Source organism: Flavobacterium sp. T12S277, from assembly GCF_048514875.1.
Classification (GTDB): Bacteria; Bacteroidota; Bacteroidia; order Flavobacteriales; family Flavobacteriaceae; genus Flavobacterium.
Map to the genome: position 1 here is coordinate 112,158 of NZ_JBLYEG010000013.1, position 17,563 is coordinate 129,720.

The 17,563-nt window shown below is 36.1% G+C and carries 19 protein-coding genes; 15 read left to right on the forward strand and 4 right to left on the reverse strand.

What is annotated here, in order from left to right:
* The first annotated feature begins 64 nt into the window (after window positions 1–64).
* Entirely contained in the window at window positions 65–1,072 is a 1,008-nt protein-coding gene (fbp, locus tag ACN1CN_RS17875) for a class 1 fructose-bisphosphatase (protein WP_419136587.1), read from the forward strand.
* A gap of 177 nt (window positions 1,073–1,249) precedes the next feature.
* Here fbp and ACN1CN_RS17880 read toward each other — a convergent pair whose 3' ends face one another.
* Entirely contained in the window at window positions 1,250–1,681 is a 432-nt protein-coding gene (locus tag ACN1CN_RS17880; protein ID WP_264525461.1) for a TerB family tellurite resistance protein, read from the reverse strand.
* 172 nt (window positions 1,682–1,853) lie between these two features.
* Between ACN1CN_RS17880 and ACN1CN_RS17885 the strand changes: the two genes are divergently transcribed.
* Genes ACN1CN_RS17885 through ACN1CN_RS17905 form a run of 5 tightly spaced genes read left to right on the forward strand, consistent with a single transcriptional unit; the run spans window position 1,854 to window position 5,213 of the window.
* Window positions 1,854–2,447, forward strand: coding sequence for a HupE/UreJ family protein (locus tag ACN1CN_RS17885; protein WP_173965953.1), 594 nt, complete (start codon window positions 1,854–1,856; stop codon window positions 2,445–2,447).
* A gap of 5 nt (window positions 2,448–2,452) precedes the next feature.
* Complete coding sequence (locus ACN1CN_RS17890; RefSeq protein ID WP_264525460.1) at window positions 2,453–2,884, forward strand: deoxycytidylate deaminase; 432 nt, start codon at window positions 2,453–2,455, stop codon at window positions 2,882–2,884.
* A complete protein-coding gene (locus ACN1CN_RS17895) occupies window positions 2,885–4,462 on the forward strand; it encodes a S41 family peptidase (RefSeq protein ID WP_419136588.1) in 1,578 nt (525 codons plus the stop codon).
* Window positions 4,463–4,481: 19 nt separating this feature from the next.
* Entirely contained in the window at window positions 4,482–4,847 is a 366-nt protein-coding gene (locus tag ACN1CN_RS17900; protein WP_264525458.1) for a nuclear transport factor 2 family protein, read from the forward strand.
* A 51-nt stretch (window positions 4,848–4,898) separates the two neighbouring features.
* Complete coding sequence (locus ACN1CN_RS17905; protein ID WP_419136589.1) at window positions 4,899–5,213, forward strand: hypothetical protein; 315 nt, start codon at window positions 4,899–4,901, stop codon at window positions 5,211–5,213.
* Between the two features lie 102 nt (window positions 5,214–5,315).
* Here ACN1CN_RS17905 and ACN1CN_RS17910 read toward each other — a convergent pair whose 3' ends face one another.
* From ACN1CN_RS17910 to ACN1CN_RS17920, 3 genes are all read right to left on the reverse strand, one after another.
* Window positions 5,316–5,921 (reverse strand): NAD(P)/FAD-dependent oxidoreductase, encoded by a 606-nt coding sequence (locus ACN1CN_RS17910; RefSeq protein ID WP_264526361.1) that lies wholly within the window; start codon window positions 5,919–5,921, stop codon window positions 5,316–5,318.
* Between the two features lie 4 nt (window positions 5,922–5,925).
* Complete coding sequence (locus ACN1CN_RS17915) at window positions 5,926–6,126, reverse strand: hypothetical protein (protein ID WP_017496183.1); 201 nt, start codon at window positions 6,124–6,126, stop codon at window positions 5,926–5,928.
* Window positions 6,127–6,233: 107 nt separating this feature from the next.
* The gene (locus tag ACN1CN_RS17920; RefSeq protein WP_264525456.1) at window positions 6,234–6,812 is read right to left on the reverse strand and encodes a MarC family protein; all 579 of its coding nucleotides are present in this window, start codon (window positions 6,810–6,812) and stop codon (window positions 6,234–6,236) included.
* A 316-nt stretch (window positions 6,813–7,128) separates the two neighbouring features.
* Here ACN1CN_RS17920 and ACN1CN_RS17925 point away from each other — a divergent pair, with 316 nt between their 5' ends.
* The 9 genes from ACN1CN_RS17925 to ACN1CN_RS17965 all read left to right on the forward strand — a co-directional run bounded on the left by ACN1CN_RS17925 (window position 7,129) and on the right by ACN1CN_RS17965 (window position 17,502).
* Entirely contained in the window at window positions 7,129–7,698 is a 570-nt protein-coding gene (locus tag ACN1CN_RS17925) for a DUF3109 family protein (RefSeq protein ID WP_264525455.1), read from the forward strand.
* A gap of 336 nt (window positions 7,699–8,034) precedes the next feature.
* The gene (locus ACN1CN_RS17930) at window positions 8,035–9,012 is read left to right on the forward strand and encodes a ribonucleotide-diphosphate reductase subunit beta (RefSeq protein WP_089054274.1); all 978 of its coding nucleotides are present in this window, start codon (window positions 8,035–8,037) and stop codon (window positions 9,010–9,012) included.
* Between the two features lie 251 nt (window positions 9,013–9,263).
* Window positions 9,264–11,657 (forward strand): ribonucleoside-diphosphate reductase subunit alpha, encoded by a 2,394-nt coding sequence (locus ACN1CN_RS17935; protein ID WP_419136590.1) that lies wholly within the window; start codon window positions 9,264–9,266, stop codon window positions 11,655–11,657.
* 134 nt (window positions 11,658–11,791) lie between these two features.
* Window positions 11,792–12,073, forward strand: a complete 282-nt coding sequence (locus tag ACN1CN_RS17940; protein WP_419136591.1) for a hypothetical protein — start codon at window positions 11,792–11,794, stop codon at window positions 12,071–12,073.
* Between the two features lie 4 nt (window positions 12,074–12,077).
* A complete protein-coding gene (locus tag ACN1CN_RS17945) occupies window positions 12,078–12,302 on the forward strand; it encodes a hypothetical protein (RefSeq protein ID WP_419136592.1) in 225 nt (74 codons plus the stop codon).
* Between the two features lie 164 nt (window positions 12,303–12,466).
* Window positions 12,467–13,864, forward strand: coding sequence for a DUF1800 domain-containing protein (locus tag ACN1CN_RS17950; RefSeq protein WP_419136593.1), 1,398 nt, complete (start codon window positions 12,467–12,469; stop codon window positions 13,862–13,864).
* A 12-nt stretch (window positions 13,865–13,876) separates the two neighbouring features.
* A complete protein-coding gene (locus ACN1CN_RS17955; RefSeq protein ID WP_419136594.1) occupies window positions 13,877–15,043 on the forward strand; it encodes a DUF1501 domain-containing protein in 1,167 nt (388 codons plus the stop codon).
* Window positions 15,044–15,459: 416 nt separating this feature from the next.
* A complete protein-coding gene (locus ACN1CN_RS17960; protein ID WP_419136595.1) occupies window positions 15,460–16,287 on the forward strand; it encodes a prephenate dehydratase in 828 nt (275 codons plus the stop codon).
* A 69-nt stretch (window positions 16,288–16,356) separates the two neighbouring features.
* Entirely contained in the window at window positions 16,357–17,502 is a 1,146-nt protein-coding gene (locus tag ACN1CN_RS17965; protein WP_419136596.1) for a pyridoxal phosphate-dependent aminotransferase, read from the forward strand.
* Window positions 17,503–17,563 lie beyond the last annotated feature (61 nt).

Here is a 17,563-nt window from a genome sequence, read left to right on the forward strand (position 1 = left end):
TTAAACCATTCTCACAAAAAAAACGATATTTGTGACTTAAAAACAAAACTACAACGATTTAGTAATGGAAGAACGCAATAAAACACTGGGAGAGTTTATTATTGAGAACCAAAAAGCATTTCAATATTCGTCGGGGGAGCTTTCCCGAATTATCAATTCTATACGTTTGGCGGCCAAGGTCGTTAACTATAAAGTAAATAAAGCTGGATTAGTGGATATCATTGGCGCTGCAGGCGAGCAAAATGTTCAGGGGGAAGACCAGCAAAAATTAGATGTATATGCAAACGAAGTATTTATTCAGACGTTAATTAACCGTGAGATTGTCTGTGGTATTGCTTCAGAAGAAAACGACGATTTTATTACTGTTCAGGGGAGCGACAACAGTCATAATAATAAGTACGTGATCTTAATGGATCCGCTTGACGGATCTTCAAATATTGATGTGAATGTATCTGTAGGAACTATTTTTTCGGTTTTTAGAAGAATTACACCTATCGGAACTCCGGTTACAAGCGAGGATTTTTTACAACCAGGAGTGAATCAGGTAGCAGCAGGATATGTAATTTACGGAACGTCGACGATGTTGGTATACACTACAGGTCATGGAGTAAACGGTTTTACCTTAAACCCGGCTATTGGAACATTCTATCTGTCACATCCGAATATGAAATTTCCAAAAAACGGAAATATCTATTCTGTAAACGAAGGGAATTACGTTCACTTTCCACAAGGGGTGAAAAATTACATTAAATATTGTCAGAGAGAAGAAGAAGACAGACCTTATACTTCAAGATATATTGGAAGTTTAGTTTCTGACTTTCACCGAAATATGATCAAAGGCGGAATCTATATTTATCCAACCAGTTCAAAAGCGCCAAAAGGAAAATTGAGATTGTTGTACGAATGCAATCCGATGGCTTTTATCGCAGAAGAGGCGGGAGGAAAAGCAACAGACGGCTTTGGAAGAATTATGGAAATACAGCCAACTGAATTACATCAAAGAGTTCCGTTTTTCTGTGGAAGCTACAATATGGTAGAAAAAGCAGAAGAGTTTATGGCAGAAAAGGAGTAATCTCCGTTTTTCGTTTAATTCAAACCCGACAGGTTTCAAAAGCTGTCGGGTTTATTTTTTGGTAAATTTTAGATTCGATTAAAAATACAAAACCCGACAAGTTTCTAAGAAGCTGTCGGGTTTATATTTTATTTAGTTTTAACGATCAGTCTGAAAACTGAAAATTGCGACTGAATACTATTTATGCATATGTTGCATTTCGTAAACAAAAGTGTCGCCGTCTACTTTTTTGTCGACTAATGATAATGCTTTTGCAATGATATAATTTACGTTGCTTGGAGTAAAACCTAAAGCGATACCTAATTTTCTTAACATCACTTCTTGTTGGTCTTCAAGATGGTGATCAACGTGTACCATTCGGGTTAAATCATACAAACGCTCTAAACGCTGTACGTGCAAATAAGGTGGGTTGATAGGATATTTTAATGGGTCGTTAAGAATTTCTTCGTATTCAGTTTCTGAAATCTCTAAACGTGCAGCCAATTTGTCTAAGAAATTTTTTTCCTCAGGATGCACAATTCCATCGGCTAATGCTACACGAACAATAGCTGAAAAGTGACCTTTGTTTCTTTGTTTGAATTCGCTATCAAATAAATCTGAAAATGACATAATTATGGTTTTTTTTATCCTACAAAGATAATTTTTATTTTAAATTATTAATTTTAAAGTTCTCATAAAATTTAACTTAATTTTTATGTGTTGTTTTAGTTTGAGACCGCAATGATTTTTCAAAATAAATCGTAAGTTTACAACCCCTAATCATTATAATAGTAGTACCCTTATGTCAGAATTTTGGATTTATTTTCAAATAGGATTGAAGCATGTTTTAGATATTAATGCTTACGATCACGTTCTTTTTTTAATTGCCCTAACAACCCCTTATTTGTTCAAAGACTGGAAACGCATTTTGCTGCTGGTTTCTGTCTTTACAATTGGTCATACACTGGCATTATTGCTTTCGGTTTACGGAATTATTGCGATAAAAGTCAATACCGTCGAGTTTTTAATTCCGATAACGATTTTAATAACTGCGGTCTTTAATCTCTTTACTGCCGGAAAGAATTCGAAGAATGATGGTTTGAATTTGGTGTTTTTTGTGACCTTGTTTTTTGGAATTATTCACGGACTTGGATTCTCGAATTATTTCAAAACAATTTTAGGAGGGTCGGCTGGTTCAAAATTACTACCTTTAGGCGAGTTTGCTTTAGGAATTGAAGCGGCACAGCTGGTTGTGGTGTTTGTGGTTTTGATACTATCGTATATTGTACAAACCGTATTTCGCTTTTCAAAACGCGATTGGGCACTTGTAATGTCGGCTTTCATTATCGGAGTGGTAGTGCCGATGATTATCGAAAGTCCAATTTGGAACAGATAAAATAAATGGAGATAAAAAAATTAAATAAATACGACAAAGCTTATCTGAGGATTGCCAAAGAGTGGAGTTTGCTGTCGTATTGCAAACGAAAGCAGGTAGGTGCTATCATCGTAAAAGACCGGATGATTATTTCGGATGGATACAATGGAACGCCATCTGGTTTCGAAAATTGCTGTGAAGATGAGGAAGGACTAACCCGTTGGGACGTTCTGCATGCCGAGGCAAATGCAATTCTGAAAGTGGCCAGGTCAACACAATCCTGTGAGGGAGCGACCCTGTATATTACACTTTCACCTTGTAAAGAATGCAGCAAATTAATACATCAGTCGGGTATCAAAAGAGTGGTGTATCATGACGGATATCGTGACGATTCCGGAATTCAGTTTTTAATAAAAGCAGGTGTCGAAGTCGAACATATTCCTGTTTTAGAAGAGTAAATGAAATTTAATTCAAAATATTTACCAATCGTTATCGGAGCCACCTTAGCTCTGGGTATAGTTCTCGGAAGCCTGATGAATGCTCCCGCAGATGATCAGCTTTTGGCTAAAAATTACTCCAAAACCAAATTGAATAAACTGATCGACTTTATCAATAATGAATATGTAGACAGCATCAATACAGATTCAATTGTAAACCTTACAGTCGATAATATCTTATCAAAATTAGATCCGCATTCCGTTTATATTCCTCCAACAGAACAAGCCGAAGTAGCCGAGAGCATGAAAGGTGACTTTGTGGGGATCGGAATTAATTTTTATATGTACAAAGACTCTGTTGCGATCATAAAACCAATTGAGAACGGACCTTCGGCGAAAGCCGGAATAAAGTCAGGGGATCGGATTTTATTTGCCGGAAAAACCAAATTATTCGGACGCAGATTGCCTTCTGACAGCTTGTTCTCGAAGTTAAAAGGATTAAAAGGGTCTGAGATCGAATTGACGGTTTTTAGAAAATCAGAACAGAAGAAACTTAAATTTAAAGTAAAAAGAGATGTCATCCCGATCAAAAGCGTCGATGCCTCTTTATTGCTTGGAAATAATACCGGATACATCAAAATCAATCGTTTTGCCGAAACTACTTTTAATGAGTTTAAAAGCGGTTTGACCAGATTGAAGCAAAAAGGAATCGAGTCGCTTGTTATCGATCTTCGTGATAATGGCGGAGGTTATATGGAAGAAGCCATTGCCATTGCTGATGAATTCCTCAAGGACAAACAGCTGATTGTTTTTACCAAAAATAAAAACGGGACCACTGAAAAGACCTATGCCACAAAAGCTGGTAGTTTTGAGACCGGAAAAGTATATGTTTTGGTTAATGAAAACAGTGCATCGGCCAGTGAGATTCTTGCCGGAGCATTACAGGATAATGATCGTGGTACCATTGTTGGCCGACGTTCTTTCGGAAAAGGTCTGGTACAGCGTGAAATGGATTTCAACGATGGATCGGCAGTGCGATTAACGGTGGCGCGATATTATACGCCAACGGGAAGATCGATTCAAAAACCGTATAAAAAAGGAAATGATGAGTATTTTAAAGAATCTGAAGGCCGAATAAAATCGGGAGAGCTTTATGCGAAAGACAGCATAAAAGTGGCCGATTCTTTAAAGTTTAAAACACCAAAAGGAAAAATTGTATACGGTGGCGGTGGAATTGTACCCGATGTTTTTGTGCCAATAGAAGCAGAACACGGGAACGAAAATGTAGCTTACTTGTTGCAGACCGGAATTGTGGGGCACTTTGTTTTTGAAGAATTGGATAAAAACAGAGGAGCTTTTGCAGGACTTCATTTTAATGAGTTTTTAGCAAAGATGAAAAGCTCTGATTTGTATTTTAAAAAGTTCAAAGCTTATGTTTTGCTGACTGGTTTAGACCTGAAATTTGACAAAACCAAAGCTTTGGTAAACCGTTATATCACCGCTGAATTTGCCAGACAATTATACGGTGAATTGTATTACTACGACGTCATTTTAAAGGACGATGCCATGATCAAGGCAGTTTTAAGTCCAAAAAAGTAATCTTTAATTCTTTTATCAGATGAAAATAGAAACTGTTGTAAATGCTGAGATTGAACTGTTAACGGCCATGAAAAATGCGGATCTTCCAACTCTGGAAAACGTACTGCATGATGATTTGCTTTTTAATTTACCGGACGGACAAACGATTACCAAAGAGTTTGACTTGAATACGTATCGCTCGGGTAAAATACAAATTGAGGTATTAGAAGCTTCGGATCAGATTATAACTGTAATTAATGATTCGGCTGTAGTAGCAGTAACAATTTTATTGAAAGGAAATTTTAATCACAATCCCGTAAGCGGAACTTTTCGATATATCAGGGTTTGGAAGCAATTTGAGGAGAATTTAAAAGTGATTGCCGGTAGCTGTACACAATTGCAATAAAAGCAATGCTTAATGCTTTAAATCACCCTGTCTTAATCTTAAACTAGCTGTATGAAAAATCTAAAAAGAATAAGCTTACTATTGGTTGTAATGGTTCTTGTCGTTTCCTGTACGGTTACAAAAAGTAATACTAATACGATTGCGGGTAAAGTAGATGCAATCGAGTCGGGAAAAGACGGTTATACGGCAAAAATCTCAACGGATGCTAAAGAGGTGTATTTTGCAACAATCAGTATAGTGAATGTTGGAGGACCTCAAAATTACAAAGTATTAAAAATAGGAGATATTGTCTCGGTCAAAGGAGAAATCTGGAAATCGGAAGACGAAAATCATATTAAAGTAACCCAGATTGTTTCGGTAAAATAAAACATAAAAGTTTCAAACCATTAAGAAATTAAGTTTATCCCGCTTTAAAGCTGGGTTTCTTAATTTCTTAATGGTTTTGTATTATTTAACCGTGTGTTTGTTTTATCGAATGCTGTCGTGTGCGTGCGTTTGTACGCCGTTGTTCCATAAAGTAAGGATATCTGTGGCAACAGCTGCGCCACTTCCGGCTGCAATGGCCAATTGGCTTCTCCACCCTGCCAAAGTCCCAATAACATAAATACCGTCGGCAACTTTGTGGTCGTCGTTTTTAAGCTGGATACGTTGTTTTTCGGGAAGTGCTTTTTTATGAGGTTCGATATAGTGCATCAAACCTTCGATGTCAAAAGTATTCGCAGAGCCAATTCCTACGACAATACTTTTGGTTTTGTATGTGTTTTTGTTGGTAGTTACTGTAAAGTCAGGGTAAGCACCTTCGACCTTGACTACTTTTTCATTTTCGATCTGCGTGATGTGTGGGTAACTGCTGGCCAAATCTTTTGTGCTTTCCAAAAGCAAATCAGATCCTAGTTTGCCTGGTGTAATGCCATAAGCATTGTAAAAAATGGCCTCTTGCAGTGAAGAGTTTTTTTGATGTGTAAAAATCCCGATTTTCTTATCGGTTGCAAAAACTTTGTTTTTAGCTGATCCCAGAACGAGGGCACAGGACATGCCTGAAACGCCTCCGCCAATAATTAAAACGTCAAACATAGTGTTATCGTCCGTTTGTTTTTTCTTCAATTCTTTTTGAGATTCTAAAAATCAAAAGAATTAAAACGGCGCAAAATGAAGCAGCGATTCCAATAAAAGCTACTACACTGTCTCCCTGAAAAGGATTTTTGAAGTCTAGCAACGTAATATTAAAAACGATTAAAGCTAATGCCAGAAGCACTAAGATAGAAGTAAAGATTTTCATAATGGTTGTTTGTTTGTCTAAAATAATAAAGTAGAACTTCGCGATGTGAAAAATATCTTAAAGTTGTATTTTAGAAATTTTATGGGGTAAATTTATAAAAATAAATGTTAGACAAACAAACCTTTAACATTAGCAGCAAATAATTTAACAGCAATTGCTAAAAGGATGACTCCAAATGTCTTGCGAACTACACCAAGTCCGTTTTCTCCTAATAAAGTTTCTATTTTTTTAGAAGATTTCAAAACAAAGTAGACCAGAAAAATATTCAGTAAAATCGCTATGACAATGTTAATCGTGTGAAATTGAGAGCGAAGCGATAACAAAGTGGTCATCGTACCGGCACCTGCAATTAACGGAAAGGCCAAAGGAACAATAGAGGCCGACCCCGGTTCTTCGTCACGATAGATTCGAATACCTAAAATCATTTCCAGCGCCAAAAAGAACAATACAAAGGAACCTGCAACGGCAAATGAATGTACATCTATTCCAATAAGCTGTAAAAAGCCTTCTCCGATAAAAAGAAAAATGATCATAATCAAACCGGCAACGATTGAAGCTTTCTCTGATTCGATATGTCCTACCTTTGCTCTTAAATTGATAATAATCGGAATTGATCCTACAATATCGATTACGGCAAAAAGTACCATTCCAACAGTGATAATTTCCTTAAAATCAATTTCTAACATATTTTTTTTATTTAGAGTTAAGAGATGTGCAAAAGTAGATAATAAAGTTAATGCTTTTTTAGGATATATGAAACGACGGGTATTTTTGTTATAAAAACACGTAATATGGTCTAAAAAAATGATTTTTGTAACAATAAGTAAGTTGTTTTGCATATTTGCAAGGCGTTTGGGGTAAAGTATTGAGGCTGTTTTGTGCAAAAGATTCCGATGTGGCCTTTGTGCAAAAAATGGTCAGACAAGTGTGAGCAAAGAATAAAAGGAATATCTGCTTTCTTTGCGTATCTTTGCACTTTATAAATTACAGTATTTAAGTATCATGTTTCAATTAGGAAAAACCATTATTTCAGAAGATATTCTTGAAAAAGAATTTGTGTGCAACTTGTCAGCTTGTAAAGGAGCCTGCTGTGTTGACGGAGATGCCGGTGCGCCTTTGAGTGAAGCAGAAACTAAAATTCTGGAAGAAATTTATCCTAAAGTAAAACCCTTCCTTCGAAAAGAAGGAATTGCCGCGATCGAAGCTCAGGGAACCTGGGTGAAAGGAACGGATGGTGATCTTGAAACGCCTCTGATTGATAATAAGGACTGTGCCTACGTTATTTTTGACGGCAAGACTGCGCTTTGCGGAATCGAGCAGGCATACAATCAGGGAATCGTAGATTGGAAAAAGCCGGTTTCCTGTCATTTGTACCCGATACGAGTGAAAGACTTTACAGAGTTTGCTGCGGTGAACTATGATAAGTGGGATATTTGCGACGATGCCTGTTCGTTAGGTAAAGAGTTGGAAGTTCCGGTATATAAATTTGTCAAAGAAGCCTTAATTCGCCGCTTTGGACAGGACTGGTATTTGGAGCTTGAAAAAGTTGCCGAAGAACTTAAAAAATCTTAAAAAATCGGTAGCCATTACCGTTGCTGGGAAGTACTCAAAAATTGATCAGAAAAAGAGAGAAGAGGCAGGGAAAAAACTTTTAAAAACATTTAAAAAATTCTTGCTTTTTATTCTAAAAAGTCTATATTCTACAGCAAAATGAGCAGTAAATGTAAGGATTAATTTACTCATTTACAGTGTCTTAATTGTTGTATGAAAAATATCTCAATTTTTCGCTGTTGTTAAAAACTACGCCCGATTGTGAATAAGTTTGGCTTTTATTTTTGGCAACAAATGACAATCTTTGTAGTCTACTGAATTAGCAAAAATTTAGTATAAAAATTAAAGTAAAATTTCATGTCACAAGTCGAGCCAATATTACAAGAAAATAAAAATCGTTTCGTTATTTTTCCTATTAAACATCATGATATTTGGGAATGGTACAAAAAGATGGAGGCTAGTTTCTGGACTGCGGAAGAAATCGATTTGCACCAGGATTTGACAGACTGGAATAATAAGTTAAGTGACGACGAAAGATATTTCATCAAACACATTTTAGCATTCTTTGCAGCTTCTGACGGAATTGTAAATGAAAATCTGGCAGAGAACTTTGTAAATGAAGTTCAATATGCCGAAGCTAAATTTTTCTATGGATTCCAGATCATGATGGAAAATATTCATAGTGAGACGTATTCTTTATTAATTGATACTTACGTAAAAGACGAAGCAGAGAAAGCAGAATTATTTAATGCTTTAGAAGTTTTTCCTGCAATTGGCAAGAAAGCAGAATGGGCTTTAAAATGGATCGAATCCGATTCATTTGCTGAAAGACTAATTGCTTTTGCAGCAGTAGAAGGAATCTTTTTCTCAGGTGCTTTCTGTTCTATTTATTGGTTGAAAAAACGTGGTTTAATGCCAGGTTTGACTTTTTCTAACGAGCTAATTTCACGTGACGAAGGCGTGCACTGTGATTTTGCAGTACACTTGCACAATCACCACTTAGTAAATAAAGTACCAAAAGACAGAATTAAAGAAATCATTGTTGATGCTTTAAATATCGAAAGAGAGTTTGTAACAGAATCTCTTCCGGTAAGTTTAATAGGAATGAATGCTACTTTAATGACGCAATATTTAGAGTTTGTTGCGGATAGATTATTAGTAGAATTAGGTTGTGAGCGTGTATATGGGTCAGCGAATCCGTTTGACTTCATGGACATGATCTCTCTTCAGGGAAAAACTAATTTCTTTGAAAAACGTGTTGCAGAGTATCAAAAATCGGGTGTGATGAACACCGACAGTGATGCTCAGAAAATTTCATTTGATGCAGATTTTTAGACAACAGGAATCATTTTAGTGGCCACTAACGCTAAAAAAGAATAAATCATTTTTAAGATTGAATCTTCATCCCCAATAGTTGATTCAAGAACAATTTTTAATGCCTTTCAATCTGTTTTTCGGATTGGAATCAGATAACTATTGAGAATCCTACAATTCTCAAAAAATAATTTAAAAACACACAATGTTTAAGCTTTGGGAATCGTTATTCCAGAGTCTTTCATTTTTTCAATAACTAAAATAGTAAGCTTATGTATGTAGTAAAAAGAGATGGCCATAAAGAGCCGGTAATGTTTGATAAGATTACAGAAAGAATCAAAAAATTGTGTTATGGTTTAAATGAACTTGTAGATCCTGTTAAGGTAGCGATGAGAGTTATCGAAGGATTGTATGATGGGGTTTCTACTTCTGAATTAGATAATCTTGCGGCAGAAACGGCGGCTTCTATGACTATTGCGCATCCTGATTATGCACAATTAGCAGCACGTGTGGCAATTTCAAATCTACATTCAAATACTAAGAAATCGTTCTCAGAAACGATGAAGGATATGTACAATTACGTAAATCCAAGAAACGGACAAGACGCTCCGTTGCTTTCGGATGAAGTATTTAAAGTAATTCAGGAAAACTCTGCTTTCCTTGATTCTCATATCATTTATACAAGAGATTTTAATTACGATTATTTTGGTTTCAAAACCTTAGAACGTTCTTATTTGCTAAAAATTAATGGTAAAATCGTCGAAAGACCACAACATATGTTGATGCGTGTTTCGGTTGGTATTCACCTTGACGATTTAAAATCGGTAATTGAGACGTACGACTTAATGTCTAAAAAGTTCTTTACGCATGCAACGCCAACGTTGTTCAATGCGGGGACTCCAAAACCTCAAATGTCTTCCTGTTTCCTTTTGGCCATGCAGGATGATAGTATTGATGGTATTTATGATACTTTAAAACAAACGGCTAAAATCTCGCAATCAGCGGGAGGAATTGGTCTTTCTATTCATAACGTTCGTGCGACCGGATCGTACATTCGTGGTACAAACGGAACTTCAAACGGAATTGTTCCGATGTTGAGAGTTTTCAACGATACCGCTCGTTATGTAGATCAGGGTGGTGGAAAACGTAAAGGAAGTTTTGCGATTTACATCGAAACCTGGCATGCTGATATTTTCGATTTCTTAGATTTAAAGAAAAACACAGGAAAAGAAGAGATGCGTGCGAGAGATTTATTCTTCGCAATGTGGACTTCAGATTTGTTCATGAAACGTGTACAGGAAGATACTACCTGGACGTTAATGTGTCCTAACGAATGTCCTGGTCTGTATGATGTTTACGGAGAAGAATTTGAAGCATTGTATCTGGACTATGAATTTAGAGGAAAAGGTAGAAAAACGATTCGTGCACGTGAATTATGGGAGAAAATCCTGGAATCACAAATCGAAACCGGAACGCCTTATATGCTGTACAAAGATGCGGCAAACCGTAAATCAAACCACAAGAACTTAGGAACCATTCGTTCGTCTAACTTGTGTACTGAAATTATGGAGTACACTTCTAAAGATGAAATTGCAGTTTGTAACCTGGCGTCTATTTCGTTGCCAATGTTTATTGATAACGGTAAATTCGATCACGAAGCACTTTACAATGTTACCAAACGTGTAACCCGTAACCTGAACAAAGTAATCGACAGAAATTACTACCCGGTTAAAGAAGCAGAAAATTCTAACTTGCGTCACCGTCCGGTAGGATTAGGAGTGCAAGGTTTAGCAGATGCTTTTATCATGTTGCGTATGCCATTTACAAGTGATGAGGCAAAAGCATTAAATCAGGAAATTTTCGAAACATTATACTTCGCAGCCGTAACCGCTTCTATGGAAATGGCGAAAGAAGAAGGACCGTATTCAACTTTTGCGGGTTCTCCAATGTCTCAGGGAGAATTTCAATACAATATGTGGGGATTGAAAGATGAAGAATTATCAGGTCGTTGGGACTGGGCATCTTTAAGAAAAGAAGTAATGGAGCACGGAGTTCGTAACTCATTATTGGTTGCGCCAATGCCAACAGCTTCGACTTCACAGATTCTTGGAAACAACGAAGCTTTTGAGCCGTACACCTCAAACATTTATACACGTCGTGTATTGTCTGGAGAATTCATCGTAGTAAACAAGCACTTACTGGAAGATCTGGTAAAACTTGGTTTATGGAACGAAGATTTGAAACAGGAAATTATGCGTCATAACGGATCCGTTCAAAATATTGATATTATTCCGCAAGACCTGAAAGATCTTTATAAAACAGTTTGGGAAATGTCGATGAAAGACATTATCGATATGTCACGTCAAAGAGGTTACTTCATTGACCAATCACAATCTTTGAACTTGTTCATGCAGGATGCTAACTACTCTAAACTAACGTCAATGCATTTCTACGCTTGGCAGTCAGGTTTAAAAACAGGAATGTATTACCTAAGAACAAAATCGGCAGTTGATGCGATTAAGTTCACGCTGAACAATGATAAAAAAGAAGAAATAGCTCCAACATTAGTTGCAGAAACGGAAGCAATCAGCGTTGAGGATTATAAAGCAATGCTTTTAAAAGCACAAGCAGCAGATCCTGAAGATTGTGAAATGTGTGGATCTTAATGATTTTAGATTTTTAAAATATAAAAGCAGTTATCGTAAGGATAGCTGCTTTTTTTGTTATTGTTTATTTTTAAAGAAAAAATCAAGAGGATTTCCACTTAGATCCTAGCTGGGTTAACTTAAAATTGAAAAAAATGAGTTTATTAGAAAAAACACTTGAAGATAAAGAGGAGTTGTATAAGCTTGCTCTGAAATATTTTCAAAATATAGATGCCGAAGAATATGAGAATGTTAAGTTTAATACGATTTCTCCAAAATCTATTTCGATTTTATTAGATCATGATTTCATTCCGACTCCATGTATCGAAATTCGATTAGATCTTTATCAGCAAGAACAGGAATTTAGTAATTGTAGATACATTTTATATGTTGATGAAAAAAAGGAATTTGTAAATGAGTTTTTAATCTTCAATTAGGAATATGGTAAAAGTGATTTTAGAAAGTTGGAGAGAAGGACTTCAAAAAGTAGCTCTTAGTAAATTGCAGAATGAAAAGTTAGGGATGTCTTTGGCAGATTGCAAAAGAAATGTAGATATGCTTTTGGATGATCATAGTATTATTCTTGAGATAGAAGGCCAAATTATTGCGCAAGAATTTTTAGTTGAAGCTGATAGGCTCGGTGTAAATTGTAAAATTCTGGAATAGATTAAAGAAAATCATAATTTTAAAGACGACAATATCCCCAAAAATTCCCCGTTTAAATTATTACCAAAGATTTAAAGCCCTAGCGCCTCAGTATCTAAGCACCTCAGAACCTTCCATTAAACCTTTAATAGAAAGTCAAGTCTTATTGTAATAATTTCTGAATTATGAAAAAAAGCAATCTTTGGTCGTTACGATTGGGTTTTTCCGGAAAAGAATCCGATGCAATTGAAAAACTGGGATTAGAAAAATTTCTAAAACATTCCTATGAATCCAAATTTGACACACAACTCCCCGCTTTTTTAGAGGATGATCCCAAGACACTATTAGAACTCAAAGAACTTCGAGAATCGATTAAAACTGCAGATTCAGAAGAAAAAAAGAAAGTCCTCAAGAAAGAAATCTATTCGGCAGTAGAACTAAAAAAATGGTGGATTGGCAAAATGCGTAATGACGAATTTCCGTTACGCGAAAACATGGTTTGCTTCTGGCACAATCATTTTGTGTCCACCACGCAAAAAGTAAAAGTCAACTACTGGATTTACCAGCACAATATGATTCTTCGGGAACATGCTTTTGGAAACTTTAAAGAACTCACCAAGCAAATCCTAAAATCGAATGCAATGGTGAAGTATCTTGATAATGTCGACAACAAAAAAGGGAAATACAACGAAAACCTTAGTCGCGAATTATTGGAACTGTTCACCATTGGAATTGGAAACTACACCGAAAGCGATATTAAAAACGGAGCAAGAGCTTTGGCGGGGCTGAATTATGGAGACAACAGAGCTGCCTACAGGAAGTTTGCCGAAGATGACACCGATAAAACCTATTTTGGTAAAACCGGAAACTGGAAAGCAGATGATCTGGTCGATATTATTTTTGAACAGAAAAACATTCCCTATCTGATTACCCGAAAAATCCTTGAATGGTTTGTTTATGATAATCCACCCGAAAATTTGGTGACCTATTATGGGGATTACTTTAGAAAGGTGAAGTTTGAAATTCAGCCTTTATTGACCAAGATTTTTACCGAAGAATATAAAAAAGAAAATTCAGGAACGAAAATCAAAGATCCGTTGGTTTATATTTTGCAGCTACTGGATGAATTGCATATCGACGATCTTGACGATGGGATGATTTTGTTCTTTCTGAAGCAGCAAGGAATGGATTTGTACAATCAGGTTAATGTAAAAGGTTGGGATGGCGGCAACTCCTGGCTCACTTCTCAAATTTACCTGCAGCGCAACAATACAGCCGATTTGCTTTGCAGCGGGAGAAGCATTACCCGAAAAGTCTTGAATACGATGACTGCCGAAGCTGAAAAACCAAAATCAGAATTTGAAAAAATCGAAGTAAAAATTGACTTTGATACCAACGGAAATAATAAAACAATCATCACTGATCTGTCCAACAGGTTATTGTTTAAAGTAAGTGATTCGGTGCAAAAAGACATGGAGAATTTACTTAAATACGATTTTGATCCAAAGGAGGAACATGCCAATTTTGCTGTAATCCGACTCTTTAATTACATCAGCAAACTGCCCGAATATCAATTAATTTAGAAAGCTGTAATTATGAACAGAAGAAATTTTCTAACGCTTACAGGAACACTTACTGGCGGATTGCTGGTGCTTCCTGATTTTTTACATGCATTTGGTTCGCAACCTAATTTGATAATTGGCGAGCAATGTGTGGTGTTTGTTCAGTTAAATGGAGGAAATGACGGTTTGAATACCTTTGTTCCGTACGATAATCCGCTGTATTATGATTTGCGCACTAAAATAGCGTTGAACAAAGATGCGGTTGTCGGGAAAAATAAAGGAATGGCGTTTCATCCGGCTTTAAAAGATTTTGCTCAGATGCAGCAAAATGGAGATCTGACCGTAATTCAAAATGTTGGATATCCCGAACCCATCCGGTCGCATTTTAGAAGTCAGGAGATTTGGCAGACGGCCACAGATTCTAATAAATACAACAACGAAGGCTGGTTAGGACGTTATCTGGATTTACAGTGCAACGGGCATCAGGCAACGGCAGGAATAAATTTGGATTCGATAGACAATCTGGCCTTGAAAGGAAATGAACCAAATTTTATCACGGTAAAAGATCCAAATCGGTTTAAAGTAAAAGCGGATAGAGAAGAAAATGTAACCTTGTCGGATAATCCACAATTGGATTTTGTTCGGAAAATAGCCAATTCGGTTACCGAAGGATCTGATGAAATTCAGAAAGCGTTGGCGAAATCCAAATCGGAAATCAGTTATCCAAAGACAGAATTATCGAAGAATCTGGAATGGATTGGCAGACTGATTAAAGGCAACTTAAATTCAAAAGTGTACTATACTTCGTTAGGCGGATTTGATACTCACGACAATCAGCTGGCCATACACGAAAAGAAATTAATGGATTTGAATGACGCTCTGTATAGTTTTTATCAGGATATGAAACAGTCGAAGTTGCTTCAGAATGTAACCGTTGTAGTGTTTTCTGAATTTGGCAGACGCGTAAAAGATAACGGAAACGGTACAGATCATGGAACTGCAGCGCCAATGTTTATCATTGGAGGAAGTAATAAAGGAACAATTTTAGGTAACAATCCTGATTTGTCTAATCTGGATAACGGAGATTTAAAATATGAAATTGATTTCAGAAGTGTTTATGCTTCGTTATTACAGCAAAAAATGAACTTTGATTCTACTAAAATTGGGATTGTGAACAAACCGGTTTCAGGATTGTTTTAAAGATTTTTTAGTAGTCAAGAATTCACGAACCATTTCGAATCATGGTTGTTTTTAAAGCAAATTGGTGAATTCGTGACAAATAAAACTTAGAATTTTCAAAAACGCAATTGTAAATATCTCATTTTAAGCAGATATTTTTATATTATCGTACAAAACATCATAAATTTGTTAAGAAATCCTTTTTTGTTTCATAAAATGTATTATTTTTTTTGGTGAGGTAAAAATAATTTATACATTCGCAGAGTATTTATTGAAAAACACAAACAAAATGACTAATAACCGTTTTTATTTTAGCAACTCTTTTTATTTCTTCTTTAGTAGAAGTGAGGATTGTGCTATGGTTATTTGAGAAAAATTTTAAAACAAATAAAACTAATATACAATCCTGATGCAAATCAGGATTTTTTTTTGAATATATGACAACGAAAATTGCAATACAAGGTATTAAAGGATCTTTTCATCATCAGGTAGTGAAAGAGTATTTCTCTGAAAACGTGGATATTGATGAATGTTTGTCTTTTGAAGAATTAATTGATAGTCTGCTTTCAGGAAAATCAGATCAGGCAGTAATGGCAATTGAAAACTCGATTGCAGGGCCAATTATCCCGAATTATGCTTTGATTGACAAGAATAATATTCACATTATTGGGGAGCATTATTTGAATATTCATCAAAACTTAATGACTTTAAAAGGTCAGAAAATTGAGGATATAAAAGAGGTTCATTCCCATCCGATGGCCTTATTGCAATGTATGGATTTCCTGAAACAGTATCCAAATATTAAGTTGGTTGAGGATAAAGATACCGCGGAAACTGCCAGAAGAATTCAGCAAAATCAATTGAAAGGAATAGCAGCGATCGCCAGTAGAACGGCTTCTGAAATGTACGATTTAGAGATTATCGCTCCCGAAATCCAAACCATTAAAAACAATATGACCCGCTTTGTGATTATTAAAAAACAGAATTCATTTCTGCCGGAAAATGAAATCAACAGAGCCTCAATCAAATTTGAATTGGATCACAAAAGAGGAAGTCTGGCAGCCGTTTTAAATGTAATGAGCGACTGCAAACTGAATTTGACAAAAATTCAATCGCTTCCAAAAATTGAAACACCCTGGAAATACTCGTTTTTCGTAGATGTAACATTCGAGAAATACGAAGATTTTGCAAAAGCCAAATCGTTATTAAACATTATGGCAGAATATTTTAAAGTGTTAGGAGAATATAAAAATACAAAACCATAAAAAAGGAAATTCCAATTTTTGAAATTCCAATTAAAATAGAAAGTTAAAAGAGCCTAAAGCAAATTAAAAATGATAACAACAGCAAAACGATTAGATACAGTTGAAGAATACTACTTCTCCTCAAAATTAAGAGAAGTTCGTCAGCTACAATCTGAAGGAAAACCTATTATCAATATGGGAATCGGAAGCCCTGATTTGAGTCCGTCAAAAGCAGTAATTGAAGCGGTAGCCGCAGCGATTCTGGATGAAAACGGACATGGCTATCAGAGCTATCAGGGATTACCGGAATTGAGAAAAGGAATGGCTGATTTTTATCAGAATCAGTTTGGTGTTGCGTTGAATCCGAATAATGAGATCTTGCCTTTGATGGGATCGAAAGAAGGGATAATGCATATTTCGCTGGCGTTTTTAAACGAAGGCGATCATGTTCTGATTCCGAATCCGGGTTATCCAACCTATACTTCGGTAACCAATTTGGTTGGAGCTGTTCCGGTTTATTATGATCTGAAAGAAGCAAATGCCTGGGAGCCGGATTTTGAAGCTTTAGAAAAATTGGATCTTTCGAAGGTAAAAATTATGTGGCTGGGATATCCGCACATGCCAACAGGAGCCAGAGGAAGTTTAGCGTTATTTGAAAAACTGGTTGCTTTTGCTAAAAAACACAAGATATTATTGGTCAACGACAATCCGTATAGTTTTGTTCTGAATGATAACCCAATGAGTTTGCTGCAGGTTGCAGGAGCAAAAGAAGTGGCTTTAGAATTGAATTCGCTTAGTAAAACATTCAACATGGCCGGCTGGAGAGTGGGAATGGTTTTAGGAAATCCTGAAATTATCGATGCGGTTTTAAAAGTAAAAAGCAACATGGATAGCGGAATGTTCTACGGAATTCAGAAAGGTGCGGTGGCTGCGTTGAATTGCGATAAATCATGGTTTGAAGATCAAAATAAAATTTACAGACGTCGTAGAGAATTAACAGAAAAACTGGCAGAAAAACTAGGCTGCAAAGTTTATGCAGCAGGAGTTGGACTTTTTGTCTGGGCAAAACTTCCGGAAGGAATAGCATCAGCAGAGAAATTCATTGACGAAATATTGTACGAAAAACACATTTTTATCACACCGGGAACCATCTTCGGAAGCAATGGCGAAGGATACATCAGATTCTCGTTGTGTGTAAAAGAAGAAAAAGTACAAGAAGCGATAGATCGATTTTAAGTATTAAGATTTTAGAATCAAGAATCAAGATTTTTATCCAGATTGTCTGGCTGAGCGAAGT